The 19,351-nt window shown below is 44.2% G+C and carries 18 protein-coding genes; 13 read left to right on the plus strand and 5 right to left on the minus strand.

Features of this window, described 5'->3' with window-relative positions; all coding sequences use genetic code 11:
* Positions 1-46 precede the first annotated feature (46 nt).
* Entirely contained in the window at positions 47-1,123 is a 1,077-nt protein-coding gene (locus BACPLE_RS12970; protein ID WP_007562713.1) for a sensor histidine kinase, read from the plus strand.
* On the plus strand, positions 1,120-1,851 hold the full coding sequence (locus BACPLE_RS12975; RefSeq protein WP_007562715.1) for a LytR/AlgR family response regulator transcription factor: 732 nt from the start codon (positions 1,120-1,122) through the stop codon (positions 1,849-1,851). The genes BACPLE_RS12970 and BACPLE_RS12975 overlap by 4 nt, the downstream gene beginning before the upstream one ends.
* A gap of 322 nt (positions 1,852-2,173) precedes the next feature.
* Here BACPLE_RS12975 and BACPLE_RS12980 read toward each other — a convergent pair whose 3' ends face one another.
* On the minus strand, positions 2,174-2,719 hold the full coding sequence (locus BACPLE_RS12980) for a 7-carboxy-7-deazaguanine synthase QueE (protein ID WP_007562717.1): 546 nt from the start codon (positions 2,717-2,719) through the stop codon (positions 2,174-2,176).
* Positions 2,706-3,038, minus strand: a complete 333-nt coding sequence (gene queD / locus BACPLE_RS12985; protein ID WP_007562719.1) for a 6-carboxytetrahydropterin synthase QueD — start codon at positions 3,036-3,038, stop codon at positions 2,706-2,708. The genes BACPLE_RS12980 and queD overlap by 14 nt, the downstream gene beginning before the upstream one ends.
* Before the next feature lie 209 nt (positions 3,039-3,247).
* Between queD and BACPLE_RS12990 the strand changes: the two genes are divergently transcribed.
* The 3 genes from BACPLE_RS12990 to rny all read left to right on the plus strand — a co-directional run bounded on the left by BACPLE_RS12990 (position 3,248) and on the right by rny (position 5,509).
* Positions 3,248-3,541, plus strand: a complete 294-nt coding sequence (locus tag BACPLE_RS12990) for a hypothetical protein (RefSeq protein ID WP_007562723.1) — start codon at positions 3,248-3,250, stop codon at positions 3,539-3,541.
* A gap of 24 nt (positions 3,542-3,565) precedes the next feature.
* Positions 3,566-3,871 carry a cell division protein ZapA gene (locus BACPLE_RS12995; RefSeq protein ID WP_007562725.1) on the plus strand — a complete coding sequence of 102 codons (306 nt, stop codon included), beginning with the start codon at positions 3,566-3,568 and terminating at the stop codon, positions 3,869-3,871.
* 102 nt (positions 3,872-3,973) lie between these two features.
* Positions 3,974-5,509 carry a ribonuclease Y gene (gene rny / locus BACPLE_RS13000; protein ID WP_007562727.1) on the plus strand — a complete coding sequence of 512 codons (1,536 nt, stop codon included), beginning with the start codon at positions 3,974-3,976 and terminating at the stop codon, positions 5,507-5,509.
* 43 nt (positions 5,510-5,552) lie between these two features.
* Here the strand turns inward: rny and BACPLE_RS13005 are convergent, their stop codons facing one another.
* Positions 5,553-6,410 carry a patatin-like phospholipase family protein gene (locus BACPLE_RS13005; protein WP_007562728.1) on the minus strand — a complete coding sequence of 286 codons (858 nt, stop codon included), beginning with the start codon at positions 6,408-6,410 and terminating at the stop codon, positions 5,553-5,555.
* Positions 6,411-6,544: 134 nt separating this feature from the next.
* Between BACPLE_RS13005 and BACPLE_RS13010 the strand changes: the two genes are divergently transcribed.
* The 8 genes from BACPLE_RS13010 (at position 6,545) to BACPLE_RS13045 (ending at position 17,699) form a co-directional block, all read left to right on the plus strand.
* Positions 6,545-7,936 (plus strand): aminopeptidase P family protein, encoded by a 1,392-nt coding sequence (locus tag BACPLE_RS13010; protein ID WP_040313199.1) that lies wholly within the window; start codon positions 6,545-6,547, stop codon positions 7,934-7,936.
* Between the two features lie 40 nt (positions 7,937-7,976).
* Positions 7,977-9,170 (plus strand): C1 family peptidase, encoded by a 1,194-nt coding sequence (locus BACPLE_RS13015; protein WP_022053188.1) that lies wholly within the window; start codon positions 7,977-7,979, stop codon positions 9,168-9,170.
* A gap of 233 nt (positions 9,171-9,403) precedes the next feature.
* Entirely contained in the window at positions 9,404-11,125 is a 1,722-nt protein-coding gene (gene recJ / locus BACPLE_RS13020) for a single-stranded-DNA-specific exonuclease RecJ (RefSeq protein WP_007562737.1), read from the plus strand.
* 6 nt (positions 11,126-11,131) lie between these two features.
* Positions 11,132-13,027, plus strand: a complete 1,896-nt coding sequence (locus tag BACPLE_RS13025; RefSeq protein WP_007562739.1) for a RecQ family ATP-dependent DNA helicase — start codon at positions 11,132-11,134, stop codon at positions 13,025-13,027.
* Positions 13,028-13,268: 241 nt separating this feature from the next.
* Positions 13,269-13,709, plus strand: a complete 441-nt coding sequence (locus tag BACPLE_RS13030; protein WP_007562743.1) for a MarR family winged helix-turn-helix transcriptional regulator — start codon at positions 13,269-13,271, stop codon at positions 13,707-13,709.
* Positions 13,690-15,012, plus strand: coding sequence for a TolC family protein (locus tag BACPLE_RS13035; RefSeq protein WP_007562746.1), 1,323 nt, complete (start codon positions 13,690-13,692; stop codon positions 15,010-15,012). The genes BACPLE_RS13030 and BACPLE_RS13035 overlap by 20 nt, the downstream gene beginning before the upstream one ends.
* Positions 15,013-15,033: 21 nt before the next feature.
* Positions 15,034-16,098: an HlyD family secretion protein gene (locus BACPLE_RS13040; RefSeq protein ID WP_007562748.1), complete on the plus strand. Its 1,065-nt coding sequence runs from the start codon at positions 15,034-15,036 to the stop codon at positions 16,096-16,098.
* Positions 16,095-17,699 carry an MFS transporter gene (locus tag BACPLE_RS13045; RefSeq protein ID WP_007562749.1) on the plus strand — a complete coding sequence of 535 codons (1,605 nt, stop codon included), beginning with the start codon at positions 16,095-16,097 and terminating at the stop codon, positions 17,697-17,699. The genes BACPLE_RS13040 and BACPLE_RS13045 overlap by 4 nt, the downstream gene beginning before the upstream one ends.
* 57 nt (positions 17,700-17,756) lie before the next feature.
* Here BACPLE_RS13045 and BACPLE_RS13050 read toward each other — a convergent pair whose 3' ends face one another.
* Together BACPLE_RS13050 and purT are read right to left on the minus strand one after the other, a co-directional pair.
* Positions 17,757-18,008 (minus strand): cyclomaltodextrinase C-terminal domain-containing protein, encoded by a 252-nt coding sequence (locus tag BACPLE_RS13050; RefSeq protein ID WP_007562751.1) that lies wholly within the window; start codon positions 18,006-18,008, stop codon positions 17,757-17,759.
* Between the two features lie 113 nt (positions 18,009-18,121).
* Positions 18,122-19,348: a formate-dependent phosphoribosylglycinamide formyltransferase gene (purT, locus tag BACPLE_RS13055; protein WP_259300796.1), complete on the minus strand. Its 1,227-nt coding sequence runs from the start codon at positions 19,346-19,348 to the stop codon at positions 18,122-18,124.
* Positions 19,349-19,351 lie beyond the last annotated feature (3 nt).

The following is a 19,351-nucleotide window of genomic DNA, read 5'->3' on the forward strand; positions in this document are numbered from 1 at the left end:
GGACTTTTATTAAAAAAATCGTATCTTTGTCTTAAATCAATTCCACATGGTTCATATAACTCACAACAAACACCGTTTACTTGAATTGACAATCCACATTATATGCTGGGGATTGTTTTTCGGATTCCCACTGTTCTTCACTCAAGATGACAGCGGCAGTATCGACTGGAGAGAGTTTATCAACCATTCTGGTGTATCTCTTTCTTTTTTCATCATCTTCTATGTCAATTACCTGTTATTTATCCCTAAGGTTCTTTTCAAAGAGCATACCGGACAGTATATTCTATTAAATATTCTCCTCATCTTCGTTGTATCCATCGGACTGCGTTACTGGCACAACATCATTGCCTTTCCTCCCCCGGCTCCTCGCCGTCCTCATTTACCTCCCCAATACATATTTTATATAAGGGATATTACGAGCATGATTTTCACTGTAGGATTAAGTGTAGCCATCCGCATGAGCCTGCGCTGGAGTGCCACAGAACTGGAACGCCGTGAAGCAGTAAAAAGCCGGACTGAAGCAGAACTGAAGAACCTGCGAAACCAGCTGAATCCCCACTTCCTGCTCAACACGCTGAATAATATTTATGCCCTGACGGCTTTTGATACCGAAAAGGCACAACAGGCCATTCAAGAACTGAGCAAACTACTGCGTTACGTATTATATGACAATCAGGAAACATTTGTTCCACTGACTAAAGAAGTAGAGTTTATCCGAAACTACATTGAACTCATGCGAATACGGGTATCGTCCGCTGTCAAAATCAATACAAACTTTCAGATTCGACCAGACAGTCAAAGTCCGGTAGCTCCGCTGTTATTCATTTCGCTCATTGAAAATGCCTTCAAACATGGAATCTCTCCTACCGAACCCAGCTTTATAGATATTTCGCTGACGGAAAAGGAAGATGAAATCCATTGTGTGATACGCAACAGCAATTATCCCAAAAATTCAACGGACAAAAGTGGATCAGGCATCGGGCTGGAACAGGTACGAAAAAGACTAGAACTATTGTATGCCGGACATTATGAATGGCATCAGCAAATAAGTCCGGATCAAAAAGAATACAGTTCCATACTGACTATAAAAATTCCTGACACCAATAAAAAGATACTGCCATGATTATAAAATGTGCGATTATAGATGATGAACCTCTGGCACTCGGCCTGCTGGAAAGTTACGTAAAGAAAACACCATCGCTCGAATTGTGCGGTGCATATTCCAGTGCCATTCAGGCAATGGAATTATTGACAGACCATCCGGTAGACCTTATTTTTCTGGATATCCAGATGCCGGAACTGAACGGATTGGAGTTTTCCAAAATCGTTCCTGGAAGTACACGTATCATCTTTACAACTGCTTTCGGGCAATATGCACTGGATGGTTACAAGGTAAATGCCCTTGACTATCTACTTAAACCTATCAGCTATACAGATTTTATGACTGCTGTCAACAAAGCTGTCCAGTGGTTTGAACTCCGGCAGAAAGCAGAAACATCATCTGGTGAAATCCAGTCTTCCGAGGATTTGAAGTACATCTATGTAAAAAGCGATTATAAGCTGATTCAAATCGAGTTGGATAAAATTCTCTATATTGAAGGACTGAAGGATTATATCAAAATACATCTGGAAGATAATCCACGCCCCATTCTCTCACTGGTCAGCATGAAAATGATGGAGGACAAACTGCCAGCCAACCGGTTTATCCGAATTCATCGTTCTTTTATCGTGCAAAAACAAAAAATAAAAATTATAGAAAAAGGAAGAATCGTTTTCGGAAAAGACTACATTCCGATATCGGACAGCTACAAACAGGAGCTCCAAAATTATGTTAATAAACATACTATTTGAGTTTTTGTTGTATTTTCAACCTTTTTTTTTGAAACAATCGTTTTTTTTACAATTTTTCTTTGGATACAATCAATCTAAACCCTATATTTGTGTCGTACATAATAAAGACGGAAGTTGTGAAACTTCCTTTAGAATAGTTTAGTTAAGTCTAGTTTAGTTTTTGTGTTGTGATACTCCTGCTGAAAGTGTTCAGCGGGAGTATCTTTTTTATACAAAATCGAAACGGAGGAAAATATATTTATTAACAAATTCCGAGCAGAATGATGTTAAAAAACAACAAGAAAAAAGGCTGAAATACGATTACAAATTGCACAAAAATTCCTCAAGGAATATCTATCAATTTATGAGTCTGCAAACTTAGACGCCATTGAGGATGCGACTTAATATATTCTACAACCTCTGCCGTATTGCGGCAAGAGCAAGGCTGCAAAAAATAAAATGAGGCTTTTAATTCAAGATAAGGAGATACATCTTGACCAAGAAAGACTACTTTTACCTCATCTATACGATTGACACGTAACGGTGCACCTAATTTGGGAGAACAGGTAACCCAATCTATCGATTCAGGAAGCACACATGTGCCATTCGTTTCAATACAAATGTATTTTCCAGCTTTATGCAATGCAGCAATTAAATCCTCATCTACCCAAAGTCCAGGCTCACCTCCTGTCAAAATCACCGTCTTGCAGGGATATTGACAGACTTTCTCCACTATCTCCTCATCCGACATCATGACTCCTTCCTCATGATGCGTGTCACAAAACTCACATTTTAAATTACATCCCGAAAAACGGACAAAGACAGCAGGTGTACCCACATGAAAGCCTTCCCCCTGAAGGCTATAGAATATCTCGTTAATCTTTTTCATAAATCACCCGATTACCTTCAGACTCACACACTTCCACCTTCACACAATGGGGTACTCGCTCACAAATCCAACGGGCAATATTTTCGGCCGTTGGATTACAAGGAAGCACATCATTCAGGTTCTTATGGTCAAGCTGTCCCTTTACAACTTCTTTTATATGCGTAAAATCTACCACCATACCATCTTCATTTAATTGCTCAGCCTGACAATATACGGTGATAATCCAATTGTGACCATGCAGGTTTTCACACTTACTTTCATAAGAAAGTTTCAGCTTATGTGAAGCCGAAATTTCCATACGTTTAATGACTGTATACATAACATTTTGATTTTTAAATATTTAAAAAACTCTGCATTTAATGTCACCTCAATGCTACGACAAAGGTAAAAAGAATTATCAGATAGAAAAAATCCATGTACAAAGATTTGACTGCCACGAAATCTCACAAATTTTAATAAAATCCACAACAAATATTTTTGATTTTCCAACCAATACAGTATATTTGTATACACATTTTTGATATACGAATGACGGAAGAGGACAAAAAACTGTTACATACTTTCGAAGGCAAACTCAGACAATTGCTGTTTCTTTATGAAGAGTTGAAAAAAGAAAACCTCTCATTAAGAAATGAAATTGACAGAAAAAGTGCAGAAATAGCCCAATTGGAATGTAATAATAAAGAATTGGAAGCCAAGTATATCAACTTGAAAAACGCCCGCATACTCAGTATCAACGACAATGACCTCCGCGATACGAAACAAAGACTGGCGAAACTTGTGCGTGAAGTCGATAAATGCATCGCTTTGCTGAATGAATAACAATGCGGTAAAGTATATACTTTTATGGACGAAAAAAAGAGATTTAATCTACTAATTGACAACGAACGGTATCCTGTGTCCATACTCCCTGCGGAAGAGGAAGCTTACCGGGAAGCTGCCAAACAGATTAACTATAAACTGAATAAATATCGCAGTGCTTTTCCTGAATTCAACAGTATACAACACTGGAAGATGGTGGCACTTGATTTGGCGTATGAAAATATATCCATGAAAGGAAGAAATGACACCCGACCTTATATGGAAAAACTTAAAGAACTGGAAGAGGATATTGAAAGATGTATCCGACCTGACCGGGACGAAGGTTTATAGAAAGATATTATAACAGGAAATTCACGCATAAGCTTTATTCGAAGGGATTTTCCCAACGGATAAGTTTATGCGTTTTTTATTTATATACTTAAATTAATTATAATGTTGACGACAGTAATACTAACAATTGTGGCCTTCCTGGTGGGAGGGGCATTGTCGTATGGATTCTTTAAGTACGGCTTAAAGACAAAATATGACACAATTATCAAAGAAGCAGAAACTGAAGCTGAAGTAATCAAGAAGAACAAGCTTCTGGAAGTAAAGGAAAAATTCTTGAATAAAAAAGCGGATTTGGAAAAGGAGGTTGCCCAGCGTAATCAGAAAATCCAGCAAGCTGAGAATAAGTTAAAGCAACGCGAAATGGTACTCAACCAGAAGAACGAAGAGCTTCAGCGTAAACGCAATGAAACAGAAGCCATCAAAGAAAATCTGGATGCTCAGCTGGTAATCATTGAAAAGAAGAAAGAGGAATTAGATAATCTTCAGGCACAGGAAAGAGAGAAACTGGAAACAATCTCAGGCTTGTCGGCTGAAGAAGCGAAAGAACGCTTGGTAGAATCGCTGAAAGAAGAAGCGAAGACACAGGCGCAGTCTTACATCAATGACATCATGGACGATGCCAAGCTTACTGCAAACCGTGAAGCGAAACGTATCGTAATTCAGTCTATTCAGAGAGTGGCTACTGAAACTGCCATTGAAAACTCTGTCACTGTATTCCACATTGAATCGGATGAGATCAAAGGACGCATCATCGGACGTGAAGGACGTAATATCCGTGCACTGGAAGCCGCTACAGGTGTAGAAATTGTGGTGGATGACACACCGGAAGCAATCGTACTTTCAGCCTTTGACCCGGTACGCCGTGAAATTGCACGTCTGGCCTTGCACCAGTTGGTAACTGACGGACGTATTCACCCGGCACGTATCGAGGAAGTGGTAGCAAAAGTACGCAAGCAAGTGGAAGACGAAATCATCGAAACGGGTAAACGTACCACAATCGACCTGGGTATCCACGGATTGCATCCTGAACTGATCCGTATCATCGGTAAGATGAAATACCGTTCTTCATACGGACAGAATCTTTTGCAGCATGCACGTGAAACAGCCAACTTGTGTGCAGTAATGGCTTCGGAATTAGGTTTGAACCCGAAAAAAGCAAAACGTGCCGGACTGCTGCATGATATTGGTAAGGTGCCCGATGAAGAACCGGAATTGCCGCACGCACTGTTGGGTATGAAACTGGCTGAAAAGTACAAAGAAAAAGCAGATATCTGCAATGCCATCGGTGCACACCACGACGAAGTGGAAATGACCAGCCTTCTGGCTCCTATCGTACAAGTATGTGACGCTATCTCTGGTGCACGTCCGGGAGCACGCCGGGAAATTGTAGAGGCTTACATCAAACGTCTGAATGATCTCGAACAACTGGCCATGTCTTATCCGGGTGTAACCAAGACTTATGCTATTCAGGCAGGTCGTGAGTTGCGTGTCATTGTAGGTGCCGACAAGATTGACGACAAACAGACAGAAAGCTTGTCAACTGAAATCGCCAAGAAGATTCAGGACGAAATGACTTATCCGGGACAAGTTAAGATTACGGTTATCCGTGAAACCCGCGCAGTCAGCTTCGCAAAATAAACAATAAAAAAATCCGGAAGTTCATTCCGGATTTTTTTATGTTCTATACTTTCAAATAAGGTGCCAACACTTTCTCCGCACAAGCATACCCTTCTTCATATAATTCAGTCAGCTTCTTGATATCCTTCTCGATACGATTCACCACCACTTTCTTTTCCGGCCGAATCGCGATGATACGTCCTTCATCCTCTAACTTTTCGACCATCTCCAACTGCTCATTGTATACCGCACAGCGTCGGCTAAGCACTAACCTCAACCGTGGATAACGGCGATAAATGAACCGGGGAACCCGAATATCTTTTTCAGTCTTACGATAGCCTCTGTTACGAGTGAGGACTACTACATTCTTTTCATAGCCCTGACTCATGGCCCGCAAGACAGGTATAGAATCGACAATACCTCCATCGAGCATAGGACGCCCGTCCACGTATGTAATCGGACAAACATACGGAAGACTGCTGGAAGCTTTGGCAATATCCACCAGTCTCCAGCCATCCCGGTTTTCTTTCTCTTCCAGATAACAAGCCCTTCCCGTCACGCAATTGGTCGTTACCATCTCAAAACGGGCAGGATTATTAAAATAGGCTTGAAAATCGTAGGGAAGAATCTTGGTGGGAAACAAGTCATAAAGCAAATGCTGATCCAGAATACTATGCTGATACCAGAGGTATTTCAACCCAATATAATGATATTCTGCCAGCATATCAATGTTACTAAACTTTGCCCGCCCCCGCTGATGAGACATATACGACAATCCGTTACAAGCTCCTGCTGACACACCTATCACATAAGGGAACTGCATGTGGTGATCCATCATGAAATCCAAGACTCCACAAGTAAACACCCCTCGCATACCTCCTCCTTCGAGAACCAACCCTGTTTTTTGTAAATCCAGATTCATACGACCTCAGTTTTTAAAGTAATCTTGGCAATTGCAAATATATGTTTTTCCATTACACCGCAGCCATTTTTTCTATTTTATTTACTACATTTGCAACATTATTTTCACAAACATTACATCAAAAAGAAATAACTATGTTTGATTCTCTTACTTATCAAAAACGTCGGAATGCGCTGCGGGAAAAGATGAGCAACGGTATCATTCTTATTTTAGGAAATAATGAAGCACCAGCCAACTACCCCGACAACACATACAAGTTCAGACAAGACAGTTCTTTTGTCTATTTCTTCGGACATTCACACCCGGGTTATGCCGGCATCATCGACATAGACAATGGCAAAGATTATTTCTTTGGAAATGATGTCGACATGGACGACATCATCTGGATGGGGCCACAACCCAGTGTAAAAGAACTGGCGGCACAGGTGGGAGTTGAGAAAAGCTATCCTTTCGATATGTTGAAAGAAATAGTGGGAAAAGCCATCGCTCAGCGAAGAAAAATCCACTTCCTCCCTCCCTATCGCTACGATAATATGATGCTGCTGGAAGATTTGACAGGTATCCGGGCATCCATGACTAAACAGCACGCTTCTCTTGAACTGATTAAGGCGGTCGTATCGCTGCGTTCAGTAAAAGAAGAATGTGAAATCGCAGAAATCGACAAGGCCTGCAACGTAGGATATGAAATGCATACGGCAGCCATGCGTCTGTGCAAACCGGGAGTATCCGAACAATACATAGCCGGAGTGCTTGACGGTATCGCTTCATCTTACGGACGAATGGTTTCATTTGCCACTATTCTTACGCAAAACGGACAGACCCTGCACAATCACGACCACAGTCACATCTTGCAAGAAGGCAGACTAATGCTGACAGATGCAGGAGCCGAACTGATGAATTATTACTGTTCAGACCATACCCGTACAATCCCTGTAGGAGGAAAATTTACCAGTCGCCAGCGTGACATCTACGGCATCGTACTTGCCTGCCATGACAAAGCACTGGAACTGGCACGACCAGGAGTGACATACAAGTCGGTACACCTGGAAGTATGTAAGGTACTTACAGAAGGGCTGAAAGGACTGGGCTTGATGAAAGGAAATACCGATGAAGCTGTAGCTGCAGGCGCTCATGCCTTATTCTTGCCGCACGGATTGGGACATATGATGGGACTGGACGTACACGACATGGAAGACTTAGGCCAGTGTTACGTAGGCTATGACGAAGAAGTGCAACCATCCACTCAGTTCGGACTGGCTTCGCTCCGTATGGGAAGAAAGCTCCAGAAGGGTTTTGTCATTACCGATGAACCGGGATGCTACTTTATCCCTGCCTTGATTGATAAATGGAAGGCAGAAAAACTACACACCAATTTCTTGAATTTCGACGAAATCGAAAAATACAAGGACTTCGGAGGTATCCGCCTGGAAGATGACATTCTGATTACCGAAAACGGATCCAGATTCCTGGGCGAAAAACGTATCCCCATCACGTTTGAGGAGGTAGAAGCCATCATGAATGAATAACCACGTATTTATTAACCCTATAACCATAAAGATCAAAACAATGAACAAACTAATTTTAGTAGCTGTTGCAGGACTTTGCTTTGGTAACATCTATGCAAAAAATCCGAAGAAAGACAAAGCTGAAGAAGGATTCGTATTTACAACCGTAAAAGAAAACCCTATTACTTCCATAAAAAACCAGAATCGCTCAAGCACATGCTGGTCATTCTCCAGCCTTGGGTTCCTGGAATCAGAATTGCTGCGTGAAGGAAAAGGAGAATTCGACCTTTCTGAAATGTTTGTAGTGCACAAAACCATGGAAGACCGTGCGGTAAACTATGTACGCTATCACGGAGATGCTTCGTTCTCACCGGGCGGAAGCTTTGAAGACATCGTTTTCTGCTACAAGAACTATGGTATGGTTCCGCAGGACGTAATGCCGGGTATCGAATACGGTGACTCACTGCCTAACCACAATGAGCTGGATGCGGTAGCTGGAGCATACGTACAGGCTATCGGAAAAGGAAATCAGAGCAAACTGAGTCCGGTATGGAAAAAAGGCGTCACAGCCATTTACGATACTTACCTGGGAGAATGTCCGAAAGAATTTACCTACAAAGGAAAGACTTACACTCCGAGAACATTTGCAGATGAAGTGCTTGGACTGAATATGAACGACTATGTATCACTGACTTCTTACACGCATCATCCTTTCTACCAGACCTTCAGCATCGAGGTACAGGACAACTGGCGCAACGCATTGTCTTACAACTTGCCTATCGATGAGTTGATGGAAGTGATGGACAATGCCATCAACAACGGATATACTTTCGCATGGGGAGCTGACGTCAGCGAAGAAGGATTTACCCGCGACGGTATTGCCGTATGTCCGAATGCAGAAAAAGGAGCCGAACTGACTGGTTCAGATATGGCACACTGGCTGGGCTTGAGCAAAGCAGACAAGCGCAAGGAACTGACCAGCAAACCGCTTCCTGAAATTGAAGTGACTCAGGAAATGCGTCAGGTAGCATTCGACAACTGGGAAACTACCGATGACCACGGAATGCTTATCTACGGTATCGCTAAAGACCAGAACGGCAAAGAATACTACATGGTGAAAAACTCATGGGGATTAAGCGGCAAGTACAAAGGTATCTGGTATGCATCTAAAGCTTTTGCCAAATACAAAACCATGAACATCCTGGTTAACAAGAAAGCAATCCCTGCACACATCGCAAAAAAATTAGGATTCTAAGGTCCTATTATATAGACTAATTATAAATAAAAAGCGGCTCGTTCCATAAATTTAAGATGGAATGAGCCGCTTTTTTCTTTCTTTTTACTAATTTTACGGATTGAAGTGGATAAGAAGATTTTATCCAATTACAAGTTTTGCCGATTTGGTTACTGCAACAAAGTCGTACAGGCTTACAACCGACAGACTGGCAAAACTCCACCCGAAAAGAAAAAAAGAAAAAACATATATAAATGAACTACAAATGGAACTATCAACCTCCAACACTTCAAGAAAGAGAAGCTGCCAGAGCCCTCTCCAGAGAGATTGGCATCAGTCCTATTTTATGTAAGCTACTGCAGGAAAGAGGTATCCATTCTGCCGCAGAGGCCAAACGGTTTTTCCGCCCTCAGCTTAATGACCTCCATGACCCGTTCCTAATGAACGACATGGACGTGGCAGTGGAACGCCTAAACCTGGCCATGGGACGAAAAGAGCGTATTCTGGTGTATGGAGATTATGATGTGGACGGCACTACGGCTGTCGCCCTTGTTTTCAAATTTCTTCAACAGTTCTACTCGAACATCGATTATTATATCCCCGACCGATATAATGAAGGGTATGGTGTGTCAAAAAAGGGAGTCGACTATGCTTACTCCACCGGAGTAAAACTGGTCATCGTATTGGACTGTGGTATCAAAGCAGTAGAAGAAATCAGCTATGCCAAGGAAAAAGGCATCGATTTCATTATCTGCGACCATCATGTACCCGATGAGGTACTTCCTCCTGCCGCCGCCATTCTGAATGCCAAGCGTCCGGATTCTACGTACCCATACGAACACCTGTCTGGCTGTGGAGTAGGATTCAAGTTTATGCAAGCTTTTGCCCAAAACAACGGCATCGAGTTTCATCAGCTTACCCCCCTGCTCGATTTGGTAGCAGTCAGCATCGCATCCGACATTGTACCTATTATGGGAGAAAACCGTATTTTGGCCTATCACGGACTGCGTCAGCTCAATGCCAACCCCAGCATCGGCCTGAAAGCCATTATTGATGTATGCGGACTGGCAGAGAAAGAAATTACGATGAGTGACATCGTATTCAAGATAGGTCCCCGCATCAATGCTTCGGGAAGAATACAAAATGGAAAGGAAGCGGTCGACTTGCTGATTGAAAAGGATTTTGCGTCTGCATTGAAAAAGAGCAACCGCATCAACAGCTACAACGAAACGCGTAAGGACCTCGACAAGAACATGACAGAAGAGGCTAATAAAATCGTGGACAACCTGTCCGACTTGTCTGAAAGAAGATCTATCGTGATTTTCAATGAGGACTGGCACAAGGGAGTCATCGGAATTGTCGCTTCGCGTCTGACGGAAATCTACTACCGTCCTGCCGTGGTCTTGACACGTACCGAGAACCTGGCTACGGGATCAGCACGTTCTGTTTCCGGCTTCGATGTATACAAAGCCATAGAACATTGCCGTGACCTGCTGGAGAATTTTGGCGGGCATACCTATGCGGCCGGTTTATCCATGAAGGTGGAAAATGTGCCGGAATTTACCAGACGGTTTGAAGAATACGTGACCAACCACATTCTTCCAGAGCAGACTAACGCTACCATCCAGATTGATGCACAGCTGGACTTCAGAGACATCACTCCGAAGTTTTTCTTCGACCTGAAGAAGTTCAACCCATTTGGTCCGGAGAACCACAAGCCTGTTTTCGCAACCTTGAATGTGTACGATTATGGTACCAGCAAGGTGGTAGGAAGAGATCAGGAACACATCAAACTGGAACTGGTGGACAACAAGTCGAACAACGTCATGAACGGTATCGCTTTCGGACAAAGTTCACAGGTGCGTTACATCAAGACCAAACAGTCGTTCAACATCTGTTATACCATTGAGGAAAATACCCACAAGCGGGGAGAAATCCAACTACAGATAGAAGACATCAAGCCCAGTCGAAGTTAGCGACTCATGACTGACTACCGAAAAATCCTGAAACAATACTGGGGATATGACAATTTCCGAGGTATACAGGAAGACATTATCCGCAGCATAGGCGAAGGCCGGGACACATTGGGACTCATGCCCACAGGTGGTGGTAAATCCATCACCTTTCAAGTGCCCGCCCTCGCCCAAGAAGGGTTATGCCTGGTCATTACCCCTCTGATTGCCCTAATGAAAGACCAGGTGAGAAACTTGCGTGAACGGGGCATCAAAGCAACCGCCATCTACTCCGGCATGACGCGCGAAGAGATTGTCATCGCATTGGAGAACTGCATCTTCGGCAACTACAAGTTTCTTTATGTATCTCCGGAAAGACTGGATACTGAAATCTTTCAAATCAAACTCCGCAGCATGCATGTCAGCCTCATCACCGTGGATGAGTCACACTGCATTTCACAATGGGGATACGACTTCCGCCCTGCTTACCTGAAAATAGCGGATATACGTCAGCTGCTCCCAGGAGTTCCCGTCATCGCACTGACAGCCACTGCCACTCCGGAAGTGGTCAGCGACATCCAGCAACGCCTTCAGTTCCGCCAGGAAAATGTGTTCCGCATGAGCTTTGAACGGAAGAACCTGGCCTACGTGGTACGTCATACAGAAGACAAGGAAAGTGAACTGCTTCACATCCTGCAACGCGTCAACGGGTCGGGAATTGTCTATACCCGCAACCGGAAAAAGACGAAAGAGATTTCCCAGTTCCTGAACCGCAACCACATCACAGCCACTTTTTATCATGCCGGACTTAATGATGAGACCAAAGATTCCCGACAAAAAGCCTGGCTGAAAGGAGAATTCCGTGTAATGGTAGCCACCAACGCCTTTGGTATGGGAATTGACAAACCAGACGTGCGCGTGGTTATCCACGCCGACGTACCCGACTCGCCCGAAGCCTACTTTCAGGAAGCCGGACGAGCAGGAAGAGACGGCATGAAAGCCTATGCCGTACTTCTGTTCTGTGCCCGCGATAAAATCACACTCAAACAGCGGGTAAGTGACACATTTCCCGAGAAAAATTATATCCGAAAGATTTACGAAGACATCAACTTCTATTACCAAATGGCCATGGGAGACGGAAGAGGCTGCACCTTCGCGTTCAACATCGATGAGTTCTGCCGTAATTTCAAGCATTTTCCCGTACAGACCGACAGTGCCTTGAAAATCCTGACTCGCGCAGGCTATCTGGAATATACTGATGAGCAGGACAATGCCTCGCGTATCATGTTTACCATCACCAAGGAAGAACTATACCGCATCCGCGAACAAAGCGAAGACACAGAAAAACTGATTCGTATCCTACTGAGAAGCTACACCGGACTTTTCACGGACTATGCTTATATCAGTGAAGACAATCTGTCGACCCGTTCGGGACTGAGCAAACAGCAAATCTATGAAACCCTGCTCTCGCTAAGCCGGCAGCATATCCTGCATTATATTCCCGCCAAAAAGACACCTTATATTATCTATACGCGCGAAAGACAAGAAACGGAACGCGTTTATTTAAGTAAGGAAGTCTACGAAGACAGAAAAGAAAGCTATGTACAGCGTATCAACGCCATGATAGAATATGCAGAAAGTGAAAACCGCTGCCGAAGCCGGATGCTGTTACGCTATTTCGGCGAAAAGAACGAGCACAATTGCGGGCAATGTGACGTATGCCTACAGCAACATCAGTCGGGACTAAAGTCGGGAGAGTTTGAAGCCATCAGTCAGCAACTGCAAGCGTTACTGAAAGAAAATCCGCTTTCGTTGCAAGAGATAAAGGACAAAATGCAAGTGCCTGAAAATCACCTGATGAAAGTGGTATCCTACTTGGTTTCCGAAGAAATCATCCGACAAGAGAACGGATACCTAAAATTCTAATCCACTCATTATAAACCTCTTGTTACTTCTCAGTACTTCTTAGGCAATACTGAAGTACTTCCCCGAAAGTATTCGAGTACTTCCTTGAAAGTACTGGAGTACTCCTTCGGAAGTACTGAGAATTCCCCCTCCGCTTTCAAATGAAAGCACAGGTTTCTCCCCACAAAATAGTCAAATATTTTACTACTTCAAAAAAAGGAGCTATATTTGTAGCCGGATAACTAAAAAATCACCTCATAAAATGAAAGAAGGAAACGAGTTCCGGGAACTCATGATACAAATTTTCCGCACTCGCATGGCCTTTCGACGTGCCATGCAACGCACCCTAAAAGATAATAATGCCGGCATCACCTTCGAAATGCTTCAAGTTTTAAGCAGTCTCTGGCATGAACAGGGCATTACCCAACAGGCACTGGCTGAGCGTACTGCCAAGGACAAGGCCTGCCTGACCAATCTGATGAACAACCTGGAAAAGAAGGGATATGTCTACCGGAAAGAGGATACGAATGACCGACGCAACAAGCTGGTGTACCTCACTCCTGAAGGGGAAGCACTTAAAGTCCAGATTCGCCCGATTCTTAATCTGGTATACGCCAATGCAGAAGAAATATTGTCTACCGAACGAACGGCAAAGATATTATCTGAATTAAAAACGGTACAAAATGTCCTTGAAGGTTTCTAACATCATCCGAAAACTGATTTTTACAGGTAGTCTGTTGGGGGCTGTCTCTGCACACGCACAGCAGGACTCTTTATTCTTGTCGGTCGAGCAACTGTTCGAATCGGGCATCAAAAGCAGCCTGCAATTGCAGAGTGACAGCCTGAAAGAAAGAATGGCTTATGAAAGGAAATTGTATGCCAAAACCGGCCTGCTCCCTGATTTGGAAATAGGGCTGAAAGGAGGCATCATCGGTCAGCCCGTGGTCTTTCAGAACGGGCTTTCCAATCCCACCTACCCTGATACCCCGGACTGGTCGCAGAATTATACGGTCGACTTTAACCAGCCGCTTTATCAGGGAGGAAAAATCCGCCGTTCCATCCAAAAGGCAGACATTGAAACCGAAATAGCCAGACTGCAGCGGATGACGAATCAGGCCGACATCAAATTGGGATTACTCAACCAGTACCTGACGCTTTTCACCTTATTCAAACAGCATCTTGTACTTACCCGTAACATCGAAGAATCAGAACGTCGCCTGCAAGATATACGTCAAATGAAGAAAGAGGGACTTATCACCAACAATGACGTATTGCGCAGCGAAATGCAACTGACCAATGACCGGCTGTCTCTGCAGGAAACGGAAAACAGCATTCACATCGTGTCGCAACAACTGAACCTGTTGTTAGGAAACGAACGTAACCCGATTATTACGCCCGACACGACACTGCTTCAGCAAGCTACTCCGCTGGACAGTTACGACGACTACCTCCTGTCAGCCTACGAGCAGGCACCAGACATGCAACTGCTACGCAAGGAAACCGAACTGGCCCAGAACCAGATAGAGATAGACCGTGCCTCACGCAGGCCGAACATCAACCTGTATGCGTCGAACACCCTGGCCCGCCCCATCACGCGTACCATGACCGACTTGTACAACAATAACTGGAATATCGGACTTTCCGTGTCGTATCCGCTCTCTTCCTTATTCAAGAACGGACACAAAATCAAGGAAAGCCAGCTTCAGGTTGCCGTACAGAAAAAAGAAGAAGAGCTGAAAAAACAACAGTTGCAGATGGATATTTACAACGCCATCCTGCGCCACAAGGAAGCCTTGCAGGAAGAAGAAGCCTGGGAATTGTCGGTCCGCCAGGCACAGGAAAACTACCGCATCATGCAAAACCGTTACATGAACCAGCTGGCCATACTCACCGACCTGCTGGATGCCAACTCCGTGTTGCTCAATGCCGAGCTACAGTTGACCTCTTCGCGCACCAGAATCATTTACACCTACTACCAGCTGCAAAAAGCTTGCGGAAGATTATAACTTCACTAAACTATAAAGAATATGACGCTACAAGATACACACAAGAAACTCCGGAAAAGAAGACTGCAGAACATCCTGCTCAACTTTCTATGTATTCTGATTGCCGGCTCCGGACTGATATGGGTGGCCAATTACTTTTGGAAATACATTCATTATGAAATTACGAACGATGCCTTTATTGACCAGTACGTAAGTCCGCTGAACATCCGTGCCTCCGGCTACATCAAGGAAGTGCGCTTCAAAGAACATCAGTATGTACATCAGGGAGATACACTGCTGATACTGGACAACCGTGAGTATCAGATAAAGGTGAAAGAGGCGGAAGCTGCCCTGCTGGATGTAAAAGGCTCTAAAGAGGTACTTCATTCCGGCATAGAGACTTCACAAACCAACATCGCCGTGCAAGACGCCAACATTGCCGAAGCGAAAGCCAAACTATGGCAGCTGGAGCAGGACTACCGCCGTTTTGCTAGACTACTCAAAGAGGAATCTGTGCCCGAACAGCAGTATGAGCAGGCCAAAGCGTCTTACGAAGCAGCCCAGGCCCGCTATCAGGCATTGTTAGAACAGCGAAAAGCGGCTCAGTCGCAGTTCACGGAAACGACCCGACGAACCACCAGCGCAGAAGCAGCCATCTTGAGCAAGGAAGCCAGCCTGGATTTGGCCCGTCTTAATTTGTCATATACCGTACTGACGGCTCCGTATGACGGTTATATGGGACGCCGAACCCTGGAACCCGGTCAATATGTACAGGCAGGACAAACCATCTCGTATCTGGTTCGGAATACGGATAAATGGGTGACAGCCAATTACAAGGAAACACAGATTATCCATATTTACATCGGACAAGAAGTACGCATTAAGGTAGATGCCCTCCCTGGAAAAGTCTTTCACGGTACTGTAACGGCCATTTCGGAAGCTACCGGCTCCAAATATTCGCTGGTTCCTACCGACAATTCTGCCGGAAACTTTGTCAAAGTACAGCAACGTATCCCCGTAAGAATTGACCTGAAAGACATAACTCCGGAAGAAATGAACAATCTGAGAGCCGGAATGATGGTAGAAACTGAAGCTTTACGCAAATGATGACCATGAAACAACTCGACGTACCCGTACGTCAATGGGTTCCCGACTGGTTGGGGATGATATGTATCTTCTTTATCATCCTTCCCGTAACCATGCTGAATGGCTCCTACACCGGCAGTATGCTCGAAGTATCCAGTACCCTGGGGACCAATACAGAAGACATCACCATGGGATACTATGCTGCTTCGGCCGGAATGGCCATAGCCTACCCCATCGTACCCAAGGTACTTGATGCCCTTTCGTCCAAGTTTCTGTTACTGACTGACCTGAGCATACAGTTCCTGCTCAGCTGGGTATGTGCCCGTTCGCAAAATATTGACCTGGTCATCATCTGCAGTTTCTTTATCGGCTTCCTGAAAGGATTTCTCATGCTATGGTTCATCCGAAGAGCAACCAAGATTTTCAGTCCGAAAAATGTACGAAGCGAGTTTTACTCCTATTTCTACCCGTTAGTATTTGCCGGAGGACAAGTATCCATGATTGTCACCGCCGAACTGGCCTATCACTATAACTGGCAATACATGTATTACTTCATGATGATGATGCTCATGGCATCCATTCTGATTGTCATCGTCTGTTTCCGTCACAACCGGCCGCTTAAGCCCATCCGGCTTTCAGAGTTGCACATTCGGGAAATGCTTGTCATCGCCACTGGATTACTGATGCTGATGTACGTCATTAACTATGGGAAAGTACTCGACTGGATGTCTTCTTTTAAGATCCGGCTCTATCTGGTTATTGCTCCCATCTTAATCGCTTTCTTCATCTGGAAACAATATCACTCCAAGCAGCCGTATGTAAACCTGGCCCCATTGTACCAGCCTAAAGCCATCGTAGGTTACCTCTACATGATGCTGGTCATGTTTTTCAGTACCTCTACCACCCTGCTGACCAATTATATGACCAGCATTCTGAAGGTAGACAGTACACACACGTACCAGCTTTACATCTATCTGTTGCCGGGATATGCATTGGGAGCATTCATCTGCTTCTGGTGGTTCCGCTGGCAACGTTGGCGTTTCCGCTTTCTGATAGCCGGCGGCATGAGTTGTTTTGCAGCCTTTTTCGGAATATTGTATTTCACGGTTTCTCCTGAAAGTACGTACGAGATGCTTTTTCTTCCTGTATTCTTAAGAGGGTTAGGCATGCTGATACTCATCATAGCCTTTGCCCTGTTCGCCGTAGAGGAGCTGAATCCCAAATTCCTGCTGGCCAATGCCTTTTTCCTGATTTGCTTCCGTTCGGTACTGGCCCCCATTCTGGCGACCTCTTTTTACAGCAATACCCTCTACCGGCTGGAACAAAAATACATGTACTCCCTGTCCGAGACAATCAGTCAGACCGACCCGCTGGCTGCCAGCCAGTTCAATCAGTCCCTCACACTGCATCTGGCGCAAGGGCACGAATATACAGAAGCTACACAAATGGCTACCCAGACACTCTATGCCACTCTACAGCAGCAAAGCCTTCTGCTTTCGCTCAAGCATATATTAGGCTATCTGTTTGTCATCTCACTGGTCATAGCCATTGTTTCACGTTTCATACCGTTCCATAAGACAATTCGCGTAAAATACACCAAAGCTGGAGACGATATGGTATAAAAATAAGGAGACTGTCCGATTCAGCATCACGACAGTCTCCTTATTTATAAACATTTCTCAGAATTCAATAATCAATGATTTACGAGGAGATATTACCAGATTCTTTGTCAAGTCAATCTTTTTCCCACTCGAAACATCTCTACCTTCTTTAGAATCCTTAGTCAAGACAGTATAGCACTCACTATCCAGAATTTGTTCTGAGCCAGTGCTATTCAGCACAATCATTTCAGTTTTTCCTTCGTGTACATGAGAATACATATATATCCCTCTGTGAGGAATATGATACTTCACTGTTTTGTTTTCTGCCATTTATGTTTAGTTTAATTTTGCGGGCGCAAATATATGTATTTAAAACATATTTCTAAAACATAACAATGAAGTTTTTCGTTTATTTATGCAATTTTCATGACATAAATCAATTCTCAATATACTTCTACCTTGGCAGCCAGCGACTTACACTTGTCACGCAGTGCATCCAAATCACCGTCATTCTTGTCATAGCAAACTACCACTCCCATACGACGGTTCAAGCGGGTAGTAGGTTTTCCGAAAATACGAAGATAGGTATTAGGCTGAGAGCAAACAAGTTCCTCTCCTCTATACTGCGGTGCCTTTTGGCCGGAAACAGGAGAAAGAATGACGGCACTGGCTCCGATATGTTCCTGTGTAATACCTGGAATCGGGAGTCCCAACACTGCATATAAATGCAGTTCAAACTCGTTCAGGTTTTGTGTATTGGCCAGTGTAACCATTCCTGTATCGTGTGGACGAGGAGACAATTCAGAGAAATAAACTCCGTTTTCGTGGCTCAGGAAGAATTCCACTCCCCACAAGCCATAGCCTGTCAAAGCACGAGTCACCTTCTCCGCCATCTGCTGAGCTTCAGCCAAATGCTCCGGTGCGATATGAGCCGGCTGGAAACTTTCACGGTAGTCCCCACCTTTCTGTACGTGTCCGATAGGAGGACAGAACAAGGTAGGACCATCCTTCTGTGTCACGGTCAGCAGGGTAATTTCACTGTCAAAGTGAATGAACTCTTCTACAATGAGTTCCTTAATATCCCCACGGCTTCCGCTGCATCCGTATTCCCAAGAATACTTCAAGTCTTCCTCACTCTTGGCTACAGACTGTCCCTTACCTGAAGAAGACATCAACGGCTTAATGACACAAGGATAGCCAATCTTTCCGGCAGCTTCCTTCAGTTCTTCATAAGAAGAAGCGTAAAAATACTTTGCCGTCTTCAGTCCCAGTTCCTTCGCTGCCAAATCACGGATAGCCTTACGGTTCATCGTAAAATTCACCGCACGGGCACTTGGTACAACCTGTATACCTTCTTTTTCCAAGTGATAAAGCCGTTCAGTACGAATTGCTTCTATTTCAGGAACAATTATATCCGGACGATACTTTTCTACCACACGGTCCAAAGCTTCTCCATCCAACATACTGAATACCTCGCATGCATCTGCCACCTGCATAGCCGGTGCACCTGCATAAGAGTCACACGCAATTACATACTGTCCCAAACGCTGGGCAGCAATGGTAAATTCCTTTCCGAGTTCCCCGGAACCCAACAAAAGTATTTTTTTAGTCATATTATTATAAGGTTTATGCTTCTTTCTGCAAAGATAATATTTTTCCTCGGACCTTATACT

The sequence above is a fragment of the Phocaeicola plebeius DSM 17135 genome, assembly GCF_000187895.1.
Lineage (GTDB): Bacteria > Bacteroidota > Bacteroidia > Bacteroidales > Bacteroidaceae > Phocaeicola > Phocaeicola plebeius.